This is a genomic window from Sediminivirga luteola, assembly GCF_014639315.1.
Taxonomy (GTDB): Bacteria; Actinomycetota; Actinomycetes; order Actinomycetales; family Brevibacteriaceae; genus Sediminivirga; species Sediminivirga luteola.
On record NZ_BMFY01000001.1, the window covers coordinates 303,026 to 319,463 of the forward strand.

Genomic DNA, 16,438 nt, shown 5'->3' on the forward strand with positions numbered 1-16,438 from the left:
TACCTGGAGTGTTGACGCACGAGGAGGAGACCATGGCGAACGATCTCGATGCCCTTGCTGGTGTAGTCCCGGCCGATCAGGTGACGGGTCGTCTGACGGAGGCGGGCCGTCTGGCCGAGGAGCTGAGCGAACAGGGCATCAGCGGCGTCGTCCTGTACTGGGCGGACAACAACGGCATCCCGCGTTCGCGCACGGTTCCGATTCAGCGGCTTCCCCGCGTGGCGGAGGAAGGAGTCGGGGTCACGGTGCTGTTCGCCGTGTTCGACTCCCATGACGCCATCACCCACAGCTATGGCGGCCTGAGCACCGCCAGCGGGGAACGCCGTATCGTCCCGGACCTGTCCGGCCTGCGCACGGTGGCAAGCGCTCCGGGCCTGGCCTACGCGCCGGTGGACCAGTTCCGGGTCAGCGGCGAGGTGAGCGAATACGATCAGCGGGCGGCGCTGCGCCGGCAGGTTGAACGCGCGGAGCAGCAGGGCATCGAGCTGCGATTCGGTTATGAGATCGAGTTCAGCCTGTTCCGCGCGGACGGCTCCACGCCGGCGCACAGCGGGCCGGCCTACAGTCCGCACGCGCTGACCGTGCTGGGAGACTTCCAGGCCGACCTGCTCCGGGCCTTCGCCGAGACCGGTCTGGAGCTCAACCAGGTGCACGCCGAATACGGCCTCGCCCAGCTGGAGGTGAGCCTCAGGCCGGCGGAACCGTTGCGGGCCGCCGATGAGCAGCTGCTGGCCCGGCAGATCATCCACGGCGTCGCCCACCGGCACGGCTACCGGGTCAGCTTCGCCCCGCTCGTGACGGCCGAGGGCGTCGGGAACGGCTGGCATGTCCATGTCTCGCCGTGGCGGGACGGCCGGAACCTGCTGACGCCGGCCGGCGACGGCAGCGATGTGCACGGGCTGGGCCGGGACGGTGCCGCCTTCCTGGCCGGTCTCCACCGGAATCTGCCGGCCCTTTCCGCGGTGGGCGCTCCTAGCGTGCCGTCTCTGCTGCGGCTGCGTCCGGGCTACTTCGCCGGGGCCCACACCATCTGGGGTGTGGAGAACCGGGAAGCGCCGCTGCGCCTTGTCCAGGGCGGCGGCCTGCTGGGCGAGGGGCAGTGGAACATCGAGTTCAAGTCCTCCGACGCCTCCGCCAATCCCTATCTGCTGCTGGCGGCGCTGATCTCGGCGGGACTCTCCGGTCTGGAGGAGGGCACCGCGCCCCCTCCTCCCGTGGCGGAGGACCCCGGAACCTGGACCGAGGAGCAGCGGGCCGAGCGAGGCATCGGCGCCCTTCCGACTGATCCGGAGGACGCCGATGCCGCCATCGACGACAGCGCTGCCGTGAGCGCCGTCTTCACCCCCGAGCACCGCGAAGCCTTCCGGGCGGTGCGTGCCTCCGATGTGGCCTGGGCGGACGGGCTGACGGACGCCGAGATCGTCGCCGGTCACCTCTGGTTGTACTGAAGGCCGATGGTGGTGCCGCTGAGGGAACTGCTGCCCGGCTATCCGGCGCTGCGAGCAGCGGCGCATCCGGAGCTGCCGCAGAAGGATGACCTGTGCGGTCCGTTCTGGACCCTGGCCGTGCTGCGTGCGCTGCAGCGCCGCGGCGTGCCGGTTCAGGTTCCCGGGAGCCAGGAGGAAGCGGCGGACGCGGCGGGCGCAGTGCGTCTTGCCGGCGCTGAGTCGCTGCCGCCGCGGCAGCCGTCGCGTCCCCCGGAGGGCGAGCTGCCGGTCACCGAGGTGCCGGCACAGGCGGGCACCACTGCCCGCGGGCTCGCGCGAGCCATCCGCCGGTTCGCCGGGACGGCCGATGCCGGCGTGCTGCCGCTGTGCTCGGCCGGATCCTGGAGCACTGGCGAAGTAGTCGGCGCGGTACGCGCTGCGACGCGGCACGATGCACTGCTGCTCGCCAATGTCGCCACCGCCCGGTACCGGTTCGGTGCAAGGCAGGCCTGGGAGGTGTACTTCAGCACGGGGGACGCTGCCGCGATGCATCCCTCGCCGTGGAAGGTGGGGCACTTCGCAGCGATCGGCGGCCTCGTCTGCTCTCCCGTGGCCACTGCGGTCCTGGTGCATGACAGCTACCCGCTCACCGGCCTGCTGGACGCCGAGGACGCCGGGTCGGAGTGGGAGCACCTGCAACCGGCCGAGGCCTTCGCGGCGGCGCTGACCCGGCCCGGCCTACCGCCCGGCGGCTTGCTGGCGGTCGGGTCCGCGGCGGCGCTCGGTGCCCTCCGGGAGGAAGCCGGGGCGCTGGGCCTGCACCCGGACTGGTGGGAGGAGCCGCCGCCCGGAGAAGAATGAGGCAGGGCCGGGACGAGGCAGAGCGGATTGAGACCGGACCGGCCACGGTGGGGTTGCCCGGATCGGGACGAGGCACGGGCAGGTTGCGGCGGGTCTCAGCCTCCGGCGAAGGGCGGCAGCACGTCCACTTCCGCGCCCGGACCGAGGGGTTCGGCGGCGCGGGGGGTGCCGGGCTCGACCACGATGCCGTCGCGGAGAAAGCTGCAGGAGCCGAGCAGTTCGCGCATCCCCGGATACCGGCCGGCGAGGATCGTCCGCAGCGCCTCCAGGCTCGTGCCCGGCGGTACGGCGACCTGTTCGGTGCGGCGGCCGGCCGCTTCGCGGGCGGCCGCGAAGTAGCGGATCCGCACGGTGTTCTCCATGGTCAGCCTCCGATCGCGCTCATGGGCCGGGACGGGCGGATGAAACCGTCATCGGCGCCGGCCGGACGGGTGTCCTGACCGTGCCCGGCCTTCTTCGCCCAGGCGTTCGCCCGCCACGCGGCGGCGATGTCCTCGTCACTGCGGCCAGGGTCGCGCAGCAGGGCGCGCAGATCGCTTTCCTGGGTGCCGAAGAGGCAGTTGCGCAACTGGCCATCCGCCGTGAGCCGGGTGCGGTCGCAGGCGGCGCAGAAGTTGCGCGTGACCGAGGCGATCACGCCGACCGTGCCGCGCAGGCATGAGTCGGCTCGGGACTGGGCGTGCCAGAGTTCGGCCGGCGCCGAGCCCCGCTGGGACGGATCGGCCGGGGTCAGATGGAAGCGCCGCTCCAGCCGGCGGAGGATGTCTGCCGCCGTGATCATCCCGTCCCGGGTCCAGGCGTGCTGGGCGTCCAAGGGCATCTGCTCGATGAACCGCAGCTGGTAGCCCTCGCGGATGGCCCATTCGAGCAGATCGGCGGCCTGATGGTCGTTCTGGCCGGGCATGAGCACGGCATTGATCTTGACCGGGTCCAGCCCTGCGGCACGTGCGGCCTGCAGGCCGGCCAGGACGTCCGGTAGCCGGTCCCGGTGGGTCATGCCGCGGAAGGTCTCCTCGTCCAGGGTGTCCAGGGAGACGTTGATCCGCCGCAGCCCCGCGGCAGCCAGGGCACTGGCGCGCCGGTCCAGGCCGATGGCGTTGGTCGTCAGGGAGATCTCCACGGGTGCGCCCGCCTCGCCGGCCGGCCCGCGGGTGCGCAGTGCCGCGGTCCCGGCGATGACCGTCTCCAGGCCGCGGCGCAGCAGCGGCTCCCCGCCGGTGAAGCGCACCTCGCGGATGCCGAGTCGTTCCACGCCGATGCGCAGTAGCCGCAGGAGTTCCTCGTCGGTGAGCAGTTCCGCTTTGGGCGTCCAGTCCAGGCCTTCGGCAGGCATGCAGTAGGTGCAGCGCAGGTTGCAGCGGTCCGTCAGGGAGACCCGCAGATCGGTCGCGATGCGGCCGAAGCGGTCGATCAGGCCGGGGTGGTCCGGCCGGCCGGGAGCGGACGGTGAGTCCGCGCGGAGCCGGAAGGTCGGCAGCCCCAGATCGACGCTCATGGCGGCACGTCAGTGCTCCTCGTCCGGGGCAGGCGCCTCGTCCAGCCCGGGGGCGCCCCACAGAGGCGACCACTTGGAGAGGTCGTCTTCGATGCGGAGATCGTCGGCGATGGTGCCCCGGATCTGCAGCTCCAGGGCGCTGTTGCGCTGCTGGGAACCGGGAACTGGGGCGAAGGGGTAGAACGTCCCGCGCTTATACAGGTACACCAGGGCGAGCGCCTGGCCGGCGGAATCGCGCAGGTACATCGTGGAGCACAGCAGCATCGGGCCGAAACCCTGCGCCTCCAGCGCGCTGTTGACCGCGTGCAGGCTGGTCACCAGGGACGAGGCGTCCCGGCTCTTGCTGCGCACGACCTCCCAGGTGTAGCCGAAGCCGTCGTTGGCCTGCCGCACGGCGATGTCCGAGTCTCCGCCGAGCAGCCCCTTGATCTCCTGCTCCACGCTCGTGAACGCGGCACCCTCCACCTGCCGGAACGCGACGGCGCCGATGCCGGTGGGCCGGAAATCGGTGGCGGCCTGCAGGGTGATGGCCGCGGACGGGAAGCCGAACAGCTGGTCGAGGTTCGCCTGCTTTGGCTTGCTGCGTCCGAGGATGATGTCGAGGAGTCCCACGAAGACGTTCTTTCTTCTTTAGGCGGGGCGGGAGAGGTCGGCGGAGATGCGGCTGAGCTGGTCCAGCCGCTTCTGCAGCGGCGGGTGGGTGGAGAACAGGGCGCCGATGCTCTTCCCGTCCAGCGCGGGAACCAGGTTGAGGTGGTTCACGGTCGCGGCCTGGCGCAGGTCCTTGCTGGGGATCCGGCCGATCTCGCCGGAGATCTTCACCAGCGCCGAGGACAGGGTGCTGGGCTTGCCGGTGAGGTACGCCGCGGCGCGATCGGCCGCCAGCTCCCGGTACCGCGAGAGCACCCGGATGAGCAGGAAGGACAGCGCGTAGACGACCACGCCGACGAGCGTCATGGCCAGCAGCACGATGGCGCCGTTGTTATTGCGGTTGCCGCCGGCCATCCCGGAGTACATGGCCGAGCGCATCATGAGGCCGGCGACGACGCCGGTCACCCCGGCCACCGTCATGACGGTCACATCGCGGTGCGCCACATGGGAGAGCTCATGGGCCAGCACGGCCTCGACCTCTTCCTGGCTCAGCTGCTTCAGCAGACCCGAGGTCACGCACACCACCGAATGGTTGGGCGAGCGCCCCGTCGCGAAGGCGTTCGGGATCTCGGAGTAGGCGATGGCGACTCGCGGCTTCTTCATGTCCGCCAGCTGGCACAGCCGGTCGACGAGCATGTGCAGCTCGGGTGCCTGTTCGGGCGTGACCTCGCGGGCGCCCATGGCCCGCATCGCGATCGCGTCCGAGCTGTACCACTGGAAGAAGAAGGCCACTCCGCTGATCAGGAGCGCGATGACGACACCGCCGGTGGTCTGGCCGAAGATGAACCAGATGGCCAGGATGAGGACCACGTAGAGGGCGCCGTTGAGGAAGATCGCCAGCCACATGCGGCTGCTCAAGCCGTAGTCCTTGATGAAGCGGGTGCTGCTCATCGTTCAAGCTCCTCCTCGATCAGAAGTCCGGTATCAGCCCTTCCTCGTTCAACAATCCCTGGATGTCGGAGATATCAGCGTCCGGGAACGGCACGACGACATCCGAGGGGCCGAGGTAGTCGTCGGCGACGGGTTCTCCGTGCGTGACAATGAAATCACGCAGGGCCACGAGTGAGCTGTGGACTCGCTCCTCGTCGCCTGAGGCCACGGCGGTCTCGATGTCGTCGTCGAACCGCTGCAGCGCCTCCTGCTCGATGTCCGCGATGTTGAACTGTCCCTCGCCGAGGATGCGCACGATCATCGGTTCTCGCCCTGCCCCTCTTCCAGCTGGCCGGGCGCCTGCTGCTGACCGGAGGGGAGGGACTCCCGCAGCCGCTGCAGCTCAAGTTCCACGTCGTTCTGCGAGGAGAGGGCGTCCAGCTCTGCGCTGATGTCGTCCCGGCTGGAACCGGTGACGTCGTCGAGCGCCCCTGAGGCGAGCAGCTCGTCCACGGCGCCGGCGCGCGCCTGAAGCTCCGCGGTCTTGTCCTCGGCGCGCTGGACCGCCATGCCGACGTCGCCGAACTCCTCGGAGATGCCGCTGAAGGCCTCGCCGATCTTGGTCTGGGCCTCGGCGGCGTTGTACGTGGCCTTGAGCGTCTCCTTGCGGGTGCGGAAGGAATCGACCTTCGCCTGCAGACGCTGAGAGGCCAGCGTCAGCTTCTGCTCTTCGTTCTGCAGGCTCTCGTGCTGGGTCTGCAGGTCGCTGATCTGCTGCTGCAGGCCGGACTTGCGGGTCAGCGCCTCGCGGGCGAGGTCTTCGCGACCCACCTGCATGGCCTTCTGCGCCTGCGCGTTCAGCTTGTCCTGCTGCTGCTCCAGCTGGCCGATCTGCAGTTCCAGCCGCTTGCGGCTCGTGGCCACGTCCGCGACTCCGCGGCGGACCTTCTGCAAGAGTTCCAGCTGCTTCTGGTAGGAGTAATCCAGAGTCTGATTCGGATCCTCAGCCCGGTCCAGCGCCTTGTTGGCCTTGGCGCCGAAGATCATCTTGATGCGCTTGAAAATGCTCATGAGACTTCCGACCAGCTCCTCTAGAGTCGTGACGTGCGCAGCGCGGTCCGATTCCCGGCTGCCGGCAGTACCTGGGTCCTTTGCCATCAGCCTATCGCGCGGGGCCCGCGCAGCGCGACGGATCGCCCTGGATTACGAGCGAACCTGAAGCCTGCCGGCTCGTAGCACTCCGGCGGGCGAGCCTGCCCGCCCGAGCGTACGGCCACTCCCCGACAGCGGGGAGAGGACGGGTCAGAAGCGGAACATCCGACTGTTGGCGTCCTCCACCTCGGCGTACTGACGGCCGGCGACCGCGAGCGCCTCCCGGATGCCCTGCAGGGATTCGCGCACCTGCTCCTGGACCCCGTGCCATTCGTCGACCACTGACTGGAAGCCCTCGGCCGCCTGGCCCTGCCAGGAGTCCTGCAGGCCGCGCAGATTGCTCATCATGGTCTGGACCTCGTCCGCGACCGCACCGGCGGAGGCCTCCACCGCGCGGGAGGATTCCATCACCCGTTCCGCGTCCACCCGGAAACTGCTCATCCTCGTGCTCCTCTCCTCATCCAGCGCCCCGGCGGCGCTTGCCTCCGGCCAGCGTGCCCGTTCCGGCCGCCGGCTGCTGCCTGCGCGGTGCGGATTGTGGATGATCTCGCCGGCGAGCCGCTCGCTGTGACCGCCGGATCGCCTGACCTGTGGACGCCGGCGGACGTGATGCTGGAGGAATCGACCTCGTGAGGAACCGATGCGAGGGAGGAGACCGCCGTGCCGGGCGCACCGGGACAGGACCGCGGAGTGGTGCAGGGCAGGAGGCCTACCTCCACATCACGCCGTGGTCGACGTGCTCGCGGACGCGGTACTGGATCATCCGTCTCAGGAGATCGGCGGGCAGGGGCTCCGCATAGGGGAGCGCGACGCTGCCCTTGCCGGTGGTGAATGCCGCCAGCTCCGTCGCGAATGTCTCCCGCGTGCTGGGCGTGAAGACGATGTTCGCGTGGTGCTTGAACGCGTTGAGGACGAACAGGATCGTCCCGGAGGGGTGGACATAGGCAGGTGAGCCCCACTTGATCGCCTCGGCGGCGTCCGGGGCGCTTTCCTGGCAGAGGGCGCGCAGTTCCACGATCCGGCTCTGTGCCGGGCCTTCAAGCGCTTCGATGTACTCGTCCACCGATGTCGGTCTGCCCATGACGCCACGGTACCGGAGACGCCCGCTACCGCCGGGCGTCTCCCGCTCCCCGGAAAGCGCTTCCGCACTCGACGAGCCCCGGTGCTGTGAACATGAGTGTCCCCCGCTCCGCGCAAAGCGCTTCCCTCCCCGTCACCCGTGTGCGGATGGCGGGGAGGGAAGCGGCGAGCCAGCCGGAAGGCCCGGTCAGCTGCCCTGCAGGGTGACGCTCAGCTGCTGCTCCTGACCGTCCCTGACCACCGTGATGGTCACGTCCTGCCCGATGCGCAGGGAACGGATGAGGGCTTGCAGGGAGATGGCGTTGTTGATCTGGACATCGTCCACCGCGATGATGTGGTCTCCCGCTTGGATCCCGCCCTGCTCGGCCGCGGAGCCGGGATCCACCTGGCCGACCTCCGCGGAGCCACGGGTGATGCCGCCGGACTCCACCGACGAGGACGTCAGGGTGATGCCCAGCGCCGGGTGCTCGGCGGTGCCGGTCTCGATCAGCTGGTCCGCGATGGTCACGGCGCTCGTGATCGGGATGGCGAAGCCGATGCCGATCGACCCGGCCTGGCCGCCGCTGGGACCGCCCTGCTGCAGGTTCGCGATCGAGGAGTTCACCCCGATCACCTCGCCCTGGCTGTTGATCAGCGGGCCGCCGGAGTTACCCGGGTTGATGGCGGCATCGGTCTGGATCGCGTTGGTGATGGTCGTCGCGATGTCATCGCTGCTCGGGTCCTCACCCAGGTTCTGGGTGGTGACCGGGCGGTTGAGCGCGGAGACGATGCCGGTGGTGACGGTGTCGGCCAGGCCCAGGGGGTTGCCGAGGGCCATGACCGGATCGCCCACCCGGATGGCGGAGGAATCGCCCACCGGCAGCGGTGCGAAGCCGTCGGGGACCTGGCTGAGCTCGAGCACCGCGACGTCGGTGTTCGGGTCCCGGCCCGTGATCTGGGCCGGCACGGTGCTGCCGTCGTTGAAAGCGACCAGCACCTCGCCCCCGGCGGTGTCGGCCGGGGCGACGACGTGGCTGTTGGTGACCACGTGTCCCTGATCGTCGTAGAGGAAACCGGAGCCCTGGCCCTGCAGCTGCCCGTCGACGCCCACCTGGATCGCGACGACGCTCTGCGAGGCCTGCTCGGCGATGGCGCTCCAGTCCGGTGCGTCGGCGACGGCGACCGGCGCCTCCTGCTCTGCCTGGGTCGTCTCCGGCTCCGCGGTGCTGTCCATCAGGGCGGCCACGCCGATGCTCGCCCCGGCCGTCACGAGTGCCGTGAGCACGACCGCCACGATGAGGGCGAGCCAGCCGGGCCCGCGCCGCTTCTCCCGCGTCGCCGGCTGCGGTTCGGCGCCGGGTCCCCCGAAGGAGCCGGAGGATCCCGGGGCCGGGGCGGAACCGGAGTAGGCTGTGCCGGCGCCGCCAGGCCCGGCCGGAGGCGGAGAGGAGCTAGCCGGCTGTGAGAACGACGGCGCGGCGAAGGACGGCGACGTGCCCTGGCCGTAGGACGCCGGGCCGGACCCGCCGGGGGTCCCGTGTCCGGGCTGCCCGGTATGGGCGCCTGGGGCGAACCGGTCGGCGCCGGACTGCGTATGGTCCGCCGGAGAGGATCCAGGCTGGCCGGTGCCCGACGGGCTGCTGACGTAACCCGGTGTGTGCTGGCTGCCGTACCGCGGCCCCGGCGCCGCGGAACGCGCAGGCGATCCGGGCTGCCCGTACCCACTGGGCTGAGACCCGTACGGCCCGCTGTGCGTGCTGGGCTGGGAGCCGCTATGCGTACCGGGCTGGGAGCCGCCCGGCTGCCCCTGAGAGGGAACGGCCCGCTGCGCGCTGCCCTGCGGCGGGTGCGCGGACGCGCGCTGTGAGCCGAAGGGAGAGGTCCCGCTCCCCGAGCCGGGGGACGCGGAAGCGGAGAAGGGCTGACGCTGGCCCTGAGAGCCCTGAGAGCCCTGAGAGCCCTGAGAGCCCTGAGAGCCCTGAGAGCCCTGAGAGCCCGGCGAGCCCTGAGAGCCTGTCACGCCGTCACGGGCTCCCTGCCCGGAACTGGACTGCCCGGCGCCGGACTGCCCGGCGCCGGACTGGGAGGACGCGGACTGCGGGGTTACGGGCTGAGGCGATCCGGGTTGTTGAGACGACCCGGGTCGGGACGAGCCTGAGGACGCTGAGCCGGACTGGGGCGTGCCGGACTGGGCTGCGCCGGGCTGTCGGGATCCCGGCTGGGAAAATCCGGGCTGGAACGCACCGGACTGCTGGGGCCCCGGCTGGGACGACCCCGGCTGAGACGAGTCGGGCTGAGACTGCCCTGGCTGAGACGACCCGGCGGACTGAGGTCCGGACTGAGACGAGGCGGAATGCGGACTCCCGGGGGAGGACCCGGCGGGATCTGGCTGCGAACCGGGTCCGCGGCGCTGCTCGTCCTCGGGGCGAGGCACCCCGGGCTCGAAGGGGTTCTGGCTCATGGCTTACCTTCTTCCTTCTTCTGATGCTGAGCGGAGTCCTCTGCCTCTGCGGGCGGGGAGTCCGCCACGGGGAGCAGCACCCGGAAGGTGGCGCCGCCTCCCTCCGTCTGGTGCACGGTGATCTCGCCGGCGTGGCGTTCGACGATGGCCCGGACGATGGACAGACCCAGTCCCGAACCACCAGTGTCCCTGTTCCGCGAGCTGTCCAGGCGGGTGAACCGCTCGAAGATCCTGGGAATGTCCTCCTCGGCGATGCCGTCGCCGTGGTCCCTGATCTCGATGCACACGTACCGCCCGCTTGCCTTGGCGCCGTCGTGGCGTGCGCCGACGTCCGGGACGATGCGCGGCTGGGAACCAGTCTGCTTGCGCCGTACGCGCAGCTCGGCGGTGGACATCTGGGCGGCGTCGGTGCTCGCCGGTGCTGGCGCCGGCTGCTGATCGGCGATGCGCATCTCGCCGATGGCGAACTCGATGGGGCTGCCGGCCGGCGTGTGCCGGATGGCGTTGCCGCTGAGGTTCACGATGACCTGGCGCAGCTGGCTCTCGGCTCCGTACACCGGGCCGACCGGCTGCGCTTCACCGCCGTCCAGGGACATCAGGCTGATATCGCGCTCGGGGGCCTGGGCGGCGGCGTCGGCGGCGGCGTCGCGGACGATCTCGAAGGCGTCCACCAGCGACTTCTTGACCTCCTGCTGCTCGTCCAGCCGCGCCAGCGCCACCAGATCGTCCACCAGGGCGCCCAGCCGCAGCGCCTCAGCCTCGATCCGGCGCATCGCGGCGGACACGTCCTCGGGCTTGGCGATCGCCCCCTGCCGGTAGAGCTCGGCGTATCCGCGGATCGTCACCAGCGGCGTGCGCAGCTCGTGGCTGGCGTCGGCGACGAACTGGCGCATGCGCCGCTCCGAGCGGCTCTGACCGTCGAAGTTCCGTTCGATCTTCCCCAGCATGGTGTTCAGCGAGGCGGCCAGGCGACCCATCTCGGTGTTGCGCGGATAGGGCCGCACCCGCTGGGAGAGGTCCCCGGCGGCGATGCGCGCGGCCGTGTCCTGGATCTCCCGCAGCGGGCGGAAAGTGTGCGTGACGATGATGTAGCCCACCCCGCCGGCCAGTCCGAGCGCGATGATCCCGATGCCGATCATGGTGTTCCGCGCCCGCTCGGTGATCCCGTCGATGTCCTGTTCGAAGGGCAGCGCGATCGCCACCACGAAGTCGGTGTTCTGCACGGTGAGCACCCTGGCGCGCCAGTTGCTCCCGGTGCCCTCCACCGTGAACGGCTCGCCGTTGCGGGCGGTCACGAGAGAGGCATCGATGCGCGGCAGCAGCGGCCGGTTGTGCGGATCGGGGGACACGGGGTCGGAGACCGGGGTGCCGTCGGCGCGGAAGAACTGAACGTAATACTGACCCGGCAGGAGGGTCTGCAGCAGCTCCTCCGCATTGGCGTCGTCGGCGCTGGCCAGGCCGCTCGGCAGCAGGACCTGCTCGGCGGCGGTCAGGGCGAGGGCCTCGGAGGTCTGGATCAGCCGCTCGTCGGTGCGCTCGATCAGGCTGTGCCGCAGATTCTGCAGCGACCACGCGCTCGTGCCCAGCAGCGCCAGCAGAATCAGGGTCACCAGGATGCTCACCAGCTTCCGGGTGAGCGACCATTCCTCCCACAGCAGCATCTTCTGCCCGCTGGAGGCGCTTCGCGCGAGGAATCCGCGCTGACGTGCCATCGGCTACCTGTTCATCACTTGGTCATGGACGGTCGTGGATGATCGTGCCCAGCCCCGGCGCTCTCACTCCGCGGGGGTGCGGAGCATGTAGCCGACGCCGCGCTTGGTCTGGATCATCGGCTGCCACTTGTGCTTGTCCTCCTCGCTCACCGTCGGGGGAGCGGTGTCCACCTTGCGACGGAGGTAGGAGATATAGGACTCGACGATACCGGTGTCACCGCCGAAATCGTACTCCCAGACGTGGTCGAGGATCTGCGCCTTGGAGAGCACCCGGTTGGCGTTGAGCATCAGATAGCGCAGCAGCTTGAACTCGGTGGGGGAGAGCTCGATCAGCACCCCGGCGCGGCGGACCTCGTGGGTGTCGTCGTCCAGCTCCAGATCGCCGACGACGACCACGGCGTTGTCCTCGTCCTGCTCGCCCCGGGTGCGGCGCAGCACGGCGCGGATGCGGGCCACGACCTCTTCGAGGCTGAAGGGCTTGGTGACGTAGTCGTCGCCGCCGACCGTCAGACCGGTGATCTTGTCGGAGGTGTCGTCGCGGGCGGTCAGGAAGACGACCGGGATGTGCCGTTCGGCGGTGCGGAGCCGGCGGGTCACGGTGAAGCCGTCCATATCGGGCAGCATGACGTCCAGGACCAGGAGGTCCGGGTCGGTTTCCTCAGCCAGTTTCAGTGCCTCGTTGCCGGTGCCGGCGGAGACCACCTCGAACCCGGCGAAGCGCAGGCTGGTGGAGAGGAGTTCGCGGATGTTCGGCTCGTCGTCCACGACCAGGAGTCGTGCCTCGGCCTCGGTGTTCTGCTTGGTGGCGTTCATGCCCCCACGATGCACCGCAATCCTGGAAGTCTGCTGGACGTGTACTGGACGATTTTCGGACGTCTGCTGAAGGACCCGCCGGGCTGTGACATCGGGACGGCCTAGCGCACGGCAGGAATACACTCCGGTGCGGCATGGTTGGACACAGCTGGCAGAGAGCCGCAAGAAGAGGAGAGCCCGTGACCGGTCCGCTCATCGTGCAGAGCGACAAGACCCTGCTGCTCGAGGTCGACCATGAGGACGCGCTGGAAGCGCGCATGGCCATCGCGCCGTTCGCCGAGCTGGAGCGCGCGCCCGAGCACATCCACACCTATCGCCTGACCCCGCTGAGCCTCTGGAACGCCCGGGCGGCCGGTTATGACGCGGAGACCGTCATCGACGCCCTGATGGAGCACTCGAAGTACCCGGTCCCGCATGCGCTGCTGATCGACATCGCGGACACGATGGACCGGTACGGACGGCTCCAGATCCTGCCCCATCCGGCGCACGGCCTGGTGCTGCACTCCGAGGAGCCCGCTGTGCTCACGGAGGTCGCCGGGGCCGCGCGCACCCAGGGCATGCTGGGCGCCCGGATCGACGAGAACACCATCGCCGTCCATCCCAGCGAACGCGGCGCGCTCAAGCAGGCACTCGTCAAGATCGGCTGGCCCGCCGAGGACCTGGCCGGGCACGTGGACGGCGAGGCCCATCCGATCGCCCTGGCAGGGCAGGACGAATGGCGCCTGCGCCCGTACCAGGAGGAAGCCGTGGGCAGCTTCCTCGACGGCGGCTCCGGCGTGGTCGTCCTGCCCTGCGGCGCCGGTAAGACCCTCGTGGCCGCGGGCACCCTGGCCCGGCTTCAGACCACCGCCCTGATCCTGGTCACCAACACGGTCTCGGCCAGGCAGTGGCGGGCCGAGCTGCTGCGCCGCACGAGCCTGACCGAGGATGAGATCGGCGAGTACTCCGGCGCGGTCAAGGAGATCCGGCCGGTGACCATCGCCACCTACCAGGTGCTGACCACGCGCCGTAAGAAGGCCTACCTGCACCTGGAGCTGCTTGATGCCCGGGACTGGGGCCTCGTCGTCTACGACGAGGTGCATCTGCTGCCGGCGCCCGTGTTCCGGATGACGGCGGACCTCCAGGCCCGCCGTCGCCTGGGGCTGACCGCGACCCTGGTCCGCGAGGACGGCCGGGAGGACGAGGTGTTCTCCCTCATCGGCCCCAAACGGTTCGACACCCCCTGGAAGGACATCGAGGCACAGGGCTACATCGCCCCGGCCCGCTGTGCCGAGGTGCGGGTGACCCTGAGCCGTGGCGAGCGGATGGCCTACGCGACCGCGGAGGCCGAGGATCAGTACCGGTTGGCGGCGTGCTCCCCGGAGAAGCTGGACACGGTCGAGCGGATCATGGCGGCGCATCCGGGGGAGCAGACCCTCGTCATCGGCCAGTACCTGGATCAGCTGGAGGAGACGGGCGAACGCATCGGCGCTCCCGTCGTCACCGGGCAGACGCCGGTCTCGGAGCGCGAGCGCCTGTTCGAGGGGTTCCGGCGCGGGGAGGTCCCGGCGCTCGTGGTCTCCAAGGTGGCCAATTTCTCCGTCGACCTGCCCGAGGCCTCGGTCTCCATCCAGATCTCCGGCTCCTTCGGCTCGCGGCAGGAGGAGGCGCAGCGACTCGGGCGCGTCCTCCGGCCCAAGGCCGATGGCCGTACGGCGTACTTCTACACCATCGTCGCCCGGGACACGGTGGACCAGGACTTCGCCGCTCGCCGGCAGCGTTTCCTGGCTGAGCAAGGCTATGCGTACACCATCGTCGACGCCGCCGATCTGCAACCGGGCCTCCTGCGCGACTGACCGGCCCACAGGGCCGTCCCCTGGGGCCAGGCCGGCCAGCCGAGTTGACCGGCCGCTGCGAGGAGAACCCACCCGTGATCTGCCGTGGGGAACTCCTGGGAACTCGAAACAGCGGTGGCGATTCGAGCGGCAGGAGCCTCGCGGACCGGCCCGGCTTGCGTGGCCGGCTCACTGCCCCGGTGATGCGCGGCCGTGCCGGCCGGCGGACTCCGGGCTGTGCTAGGGGTCGCCTTGCGGGCCCCGCGCTGCAGGCACGCCTGTGCCGGACCGGCTGATCCGGATGATCTGGCGGGCGGTGCAGCGCACTCTTGTGTGTACAGGTTCTAGACAGGTACAGTCTTCGCATGGACACGCCACCGGTGGCGCCCCGGCACGCGGGCAAGAGCGCGGTCATCGCCGACACGCTCCGGCGCGCCATCCTCTCCGGCGCCTATCACCACGGCGCCCTCCTCCCGGGCGAGGACGCCCTGGCGCAGCAGTTCGACGTCAGCCGCGGCACCATCCGCCGGGTCCTGGCCCAGCTCGGCCGGGAATCCCTCATCTCCACCCGCACGGGTGTCGGCTCCACCGTGACCTTCGACGGGCAGGCCATCGACCAGCAGCTCGGCTGGGGGCGTGCGCTGACCGATTCCGGGGCGCGCACCAGCGTCACCGTCCTGCGGATGGAGATCGTCGACGACCCCGATCTGGCCGCCACCCTGGACACGCCCGGCACCGAGTTCCTCGCCCTGGACCGGTTGCGGCGCCTGGAAGCAGGCGCACCCGTCTCCCTGGAACGCAGCCGCGTGCCCGCCCTCGGCGACATCCGTCAGGTGCCGCGGCGGGGCCTGATCAACGACTCGCTCACCGCCACCCTGTCCGCCGCCGGGATGCAGCCGGCCCGCGGCGAACAGTGGGTGAGCGTGGCCGCGCTCAGCGTCGACGACGCCGCCCTGCTGGAGCGCGCGGCCGGTGACCAGGTGCTGCACAGCTCCCGGATCACCCGCGACGACGACGGCCGTCTCGTGGAGAAGGTCGTCAGCCTCCTCGACCCCCAGCACTTCCGCATCCACCTCACCTTCGAAAGGCCCACGCCGTGACCCGCCACGATCGCGCACTCGCCAGCCTGCAGGGCCTCGCCCTCGGCGATGCGCTGGGCATGCCCACCCAGTCCCTTTCCGCCGAGACGATCCGCCGGGACTACGGCGTCGTCGACCGCCTGCTCCCGGCCGGACCCCATCAGCAGATCGCCGCGGGAATGCCCGCCGGGCGGATCACCGACGACACCGAGCAGGCCATCCTGCTGGCGGAACTGCTGCTGGAGCACCGCGGTGACATCCCCGCCCGCAGCCTCGCCGAGCGCCTTCTCGCCTGGGAGCAGCACATGGCGGCGACCGGCTCCCTCGACTTGCTCGGGCCCTCCACCAAAGCCGCGCTGGAACGTCTGCAAGCCGGCGAATCCCCCGAGGAGACCGGCCGGTTCGGCACCACCAACGGTGCGGCGATGCGCATCGCCCCGGTCGGGATCGCCTTCCCGGCAGACCCGGCCGAGGCGTTCCTGGACGCGGTGCGAAGCGCCTCCAGCATCACCCACAACACCAGCATCGGCCTGGCCGCGGCAGCCGCCGTGGGGGCCGCCGTGAGCACCGGCATCGACGGCGCGAACCCCGAGGAGGCGCTCCGCCGCGCCATCGACGCCGCCGCGCTCGCCGAGGCGACCACGCCCTGGGCCGCGGGCGGGAAGATCTCGGAACGCACCCGGTGGGCGGCGGAGGAACTGCGTCGCCGGCCGGAACCGGAAGACCGCGCCGCCTTCGTCATCGGCGTCATCGGCACCTCGGTCGCCGCCCAGGAATCCGTGGTGGCCGCCCTCGCCATGGCCGCCACCTCCACGGACCCGTGGCGCACGCTCTGCGAGGCGGCGAGCTACGGCGGCGACACCGACACCGTCGCCGCCATCGCCGGGGCCGTGCTCGGCGCCGTACACGGGCTCGGGGCATGGCCCGCCGATGCCGTCGCGCGCGTCACCGAGCTCAACGAACTCTCCCTGCCCGGCATCGCCGCCTCCCTGCTGGAGCTGCGCACCGCGCGGGGGTCCTGAAGCGGTACAGCATGCCGGGCGC

The 16,438-nt window shown here is 70.5% G+C and carries 16 protein-coding genes; 5 read left to right on the plus strand and 11 right to left on the minus strand.

Going from position 1 to position 16,438, the window contains the following annotated elements:
• Positions 1–32: 32 nt before the first annotated feature.
• Positions 33–1,448, plus strand: a complete 1,416-nt coding sequence (locus tag IEW13_RS01380; RefSeq protein ID WP_188549118.1) for a type I glutamate--ammonia ligase — start codon at positions 33–35, stop codon at positions 1,446–1,448.
• A gap of 6 nt (positions 1,449–1,454) precedes the next feature.
• The gene (locus tag IEW13_RS01385; RefSeq protein ID WP_188549119.1) at positions 1,455–2,288 is read left to right on the plus strand and encodes a DUF6885 family protein; all 834 of its coding nucleotides are present in this window, start codon (positions 1,455–1,457) and stop codon (positions 2,286–2,288) included.
• A gap of 95 nt (positions 2,289–2,383) precedes the next feature.
• On the opposite strand, the gene IEW13_RS01390 is transcribed toward IEW13_RS01385, so the two are convergent.
• From IEW13_RS01390 to IEW13_RS01440, 11 genes are all read right to left on the minus strand, one after another.
• Positions 2,384–2,650, minus strand: coding sequence for a MoaD/ThiS family protein (locus IEW13_RS01390; RefSeq protein ID WP_188549120.1), 267 nt, complete (start codon positions 2,648–2,650; stop codon positions 2,384–2,386).
• Between the two features lie 2 nt (positions 2,651–2,652).
• Positions 2,653–3,783, minus strand: a complete 1,131-nt coding sequence (moaA, locus tag IEW13_RS01395) for a GTP 3',8-cyclase MoaA (protein WP_188549121.1) — start codon at positions 3,781–3,783, stop codon at positions 2,653–2,655.
• Between the two features lie 9 nt (positions 3,784–3,792).
• Positions 3,793–4,395, minus strand: coding sequence for a PspA-associated protein PspAB (gene pspAB / locus IEW13_RS01400; protein WP_188549122.1), 603 nt, complete (start codon positions 4,393–4,395; stop codon positions 3,793–3,795).
• 18 nt (positions 4,396–4,413) lie between these two features.
• On the minus strand, positions 4,414–5,325 hold the full coding sequence (gene htpX / locus IEW13_RS01405) for a zinc metalloprotease HtpX (RefSeq protein WP_188549123.1): 912 nt from the start codon (positions 5,323–5,325) through the stop codon (positions 4,414–4,416).
• A gap of 19 nt (positions 5,326–5,344) precedes the next feature.
• Entirely contained in the window at positions 5,345–5,626 is a 282-nt protein-coding gene (gene pspAA / locus IEW13_RS01410; RefSeq protein ID WP_188549124.1) for a PspA-associated protein PspAA, read from the minus strand.
• Entirely contained in the window at positions 5,623–6,375 is a 753-nt protein-coding gene (locus tag IEW13_RS01415) for a PspA/IM30 family protein (RefSeq protein ID WP_188549125.1), read from the minus strand. Before IEW13_RS01415 ends, pspAA begins: the two co-directional genes overlap by 4 nt.
• Before the next feature lie 231 nt (positions 6,376–6,606).
• Complete coding sequence (locus IEW13_RS01420; RefSeq protein ID WP_188549126.1) at positions 6,607–6,897, minus strand: WXG100 family type VII secretion target; 291 nt, start codon at positions 6,895–6,897, stop codon at positions 6,607–6,609.
• A gap of 268 nt (positions 6,898–7,165) precedes the next feature.
• Positions 7,166–7,537 (minus strand): iron chaperone, encoded by a 372-nt coding sequence (locus tag IEW13_RS01425; RefSeq protein WP_188549127.1) that lies wholly within the window; start codon positions 7,535–7,537, stop codon positions 7,166–7,168.
• A 186-nt stretch (positions 7,538–7,723) separates the two neighbouring features.
• Positions 7,724–8,800 carry a S1C family serine protease gene (locus IEW13_RS01430; protein ID WP_188549128.1) on the minus strand — a complete coding sequence of 359 codons (1,077 nt, stop codon included), beginning with the start codon at positions 8,798–8,800 and terminating at the stop codon, positions 7,724–7,726.
• Positions 8,801–9,972: 1,172 nt separating this feature from the next.
• On the minus strand, positions 9,973–11,688 hold the full coding sequence (locus IEW13_RS01435) for a sensor histidine kinase (RefSeq protein ID WP_229744848.1): 1,716 nt from the start codon (positions 11,686–11,688) through the stop codon (positions 9,973–9,975).
• Positions 11,689–11,751: 63 nt separating this feature from the next.
• Positions 11,752–12,501, minus strand: a complete 750-nt coding sequence (locus tag IEW13_RS01440; protein WP_188549129.1) for a response regulator transcription factor — start codon at positions 12,499–12,501, stop codon at positions 11,752–11,754.
• A 179-nt stretch (positions 12,502–12,680) separates the two neighbouring features.
• Here IEW13_RS01440 and IEW13_RS01445 point away from each other — a divergent pair, with 179 nt between their 5' ends.
• The 3 genes from IEW13_RS01445 (at position 12,681) to IEW13_RS01455 (ending at position 16,416) form a co-directional block, all read left to right on the plus strand.
• On the plus strand, positions 12,681–14,336 hold the full coding sequence (locus IEW13_RS01445; RefSeq protein WP_229744849.1) for a DNA repair helicase XPB: 1,656 nt from the start codon (positions 12,681–12,683) through the stop codon (positions 14,334–14,336).
• Between the two features lie 344 nt (positions 14,337–14,680).
• Positions 14,681–15,415, plus strand: coding sequence for a GntR family transcriptional regulator (locus IEW13_RS01450; RefSeq protein WP_188549131.1), 735 nt, complete (start codon positions 14,681–14,683; stop codon positions 15,413–15,415).
• On the plus strand, positions 15,412–16,416 hold the full coding sequence (locus IEW13_RS01455) for an ADP-ribosylglycohydrolase family protein (protein WP_188549132.1): 1,005 nt from the start codon (positions 15,412–15,414) through the stop codon (positions 16,414–16,416). Before IEW13_RS01450 ends, IEW13_RS01455 begins: the two co-directional genes overlap by 4 nt.
• Positions 16,417–16,438 lie beyond the last annotated feature (22 nt).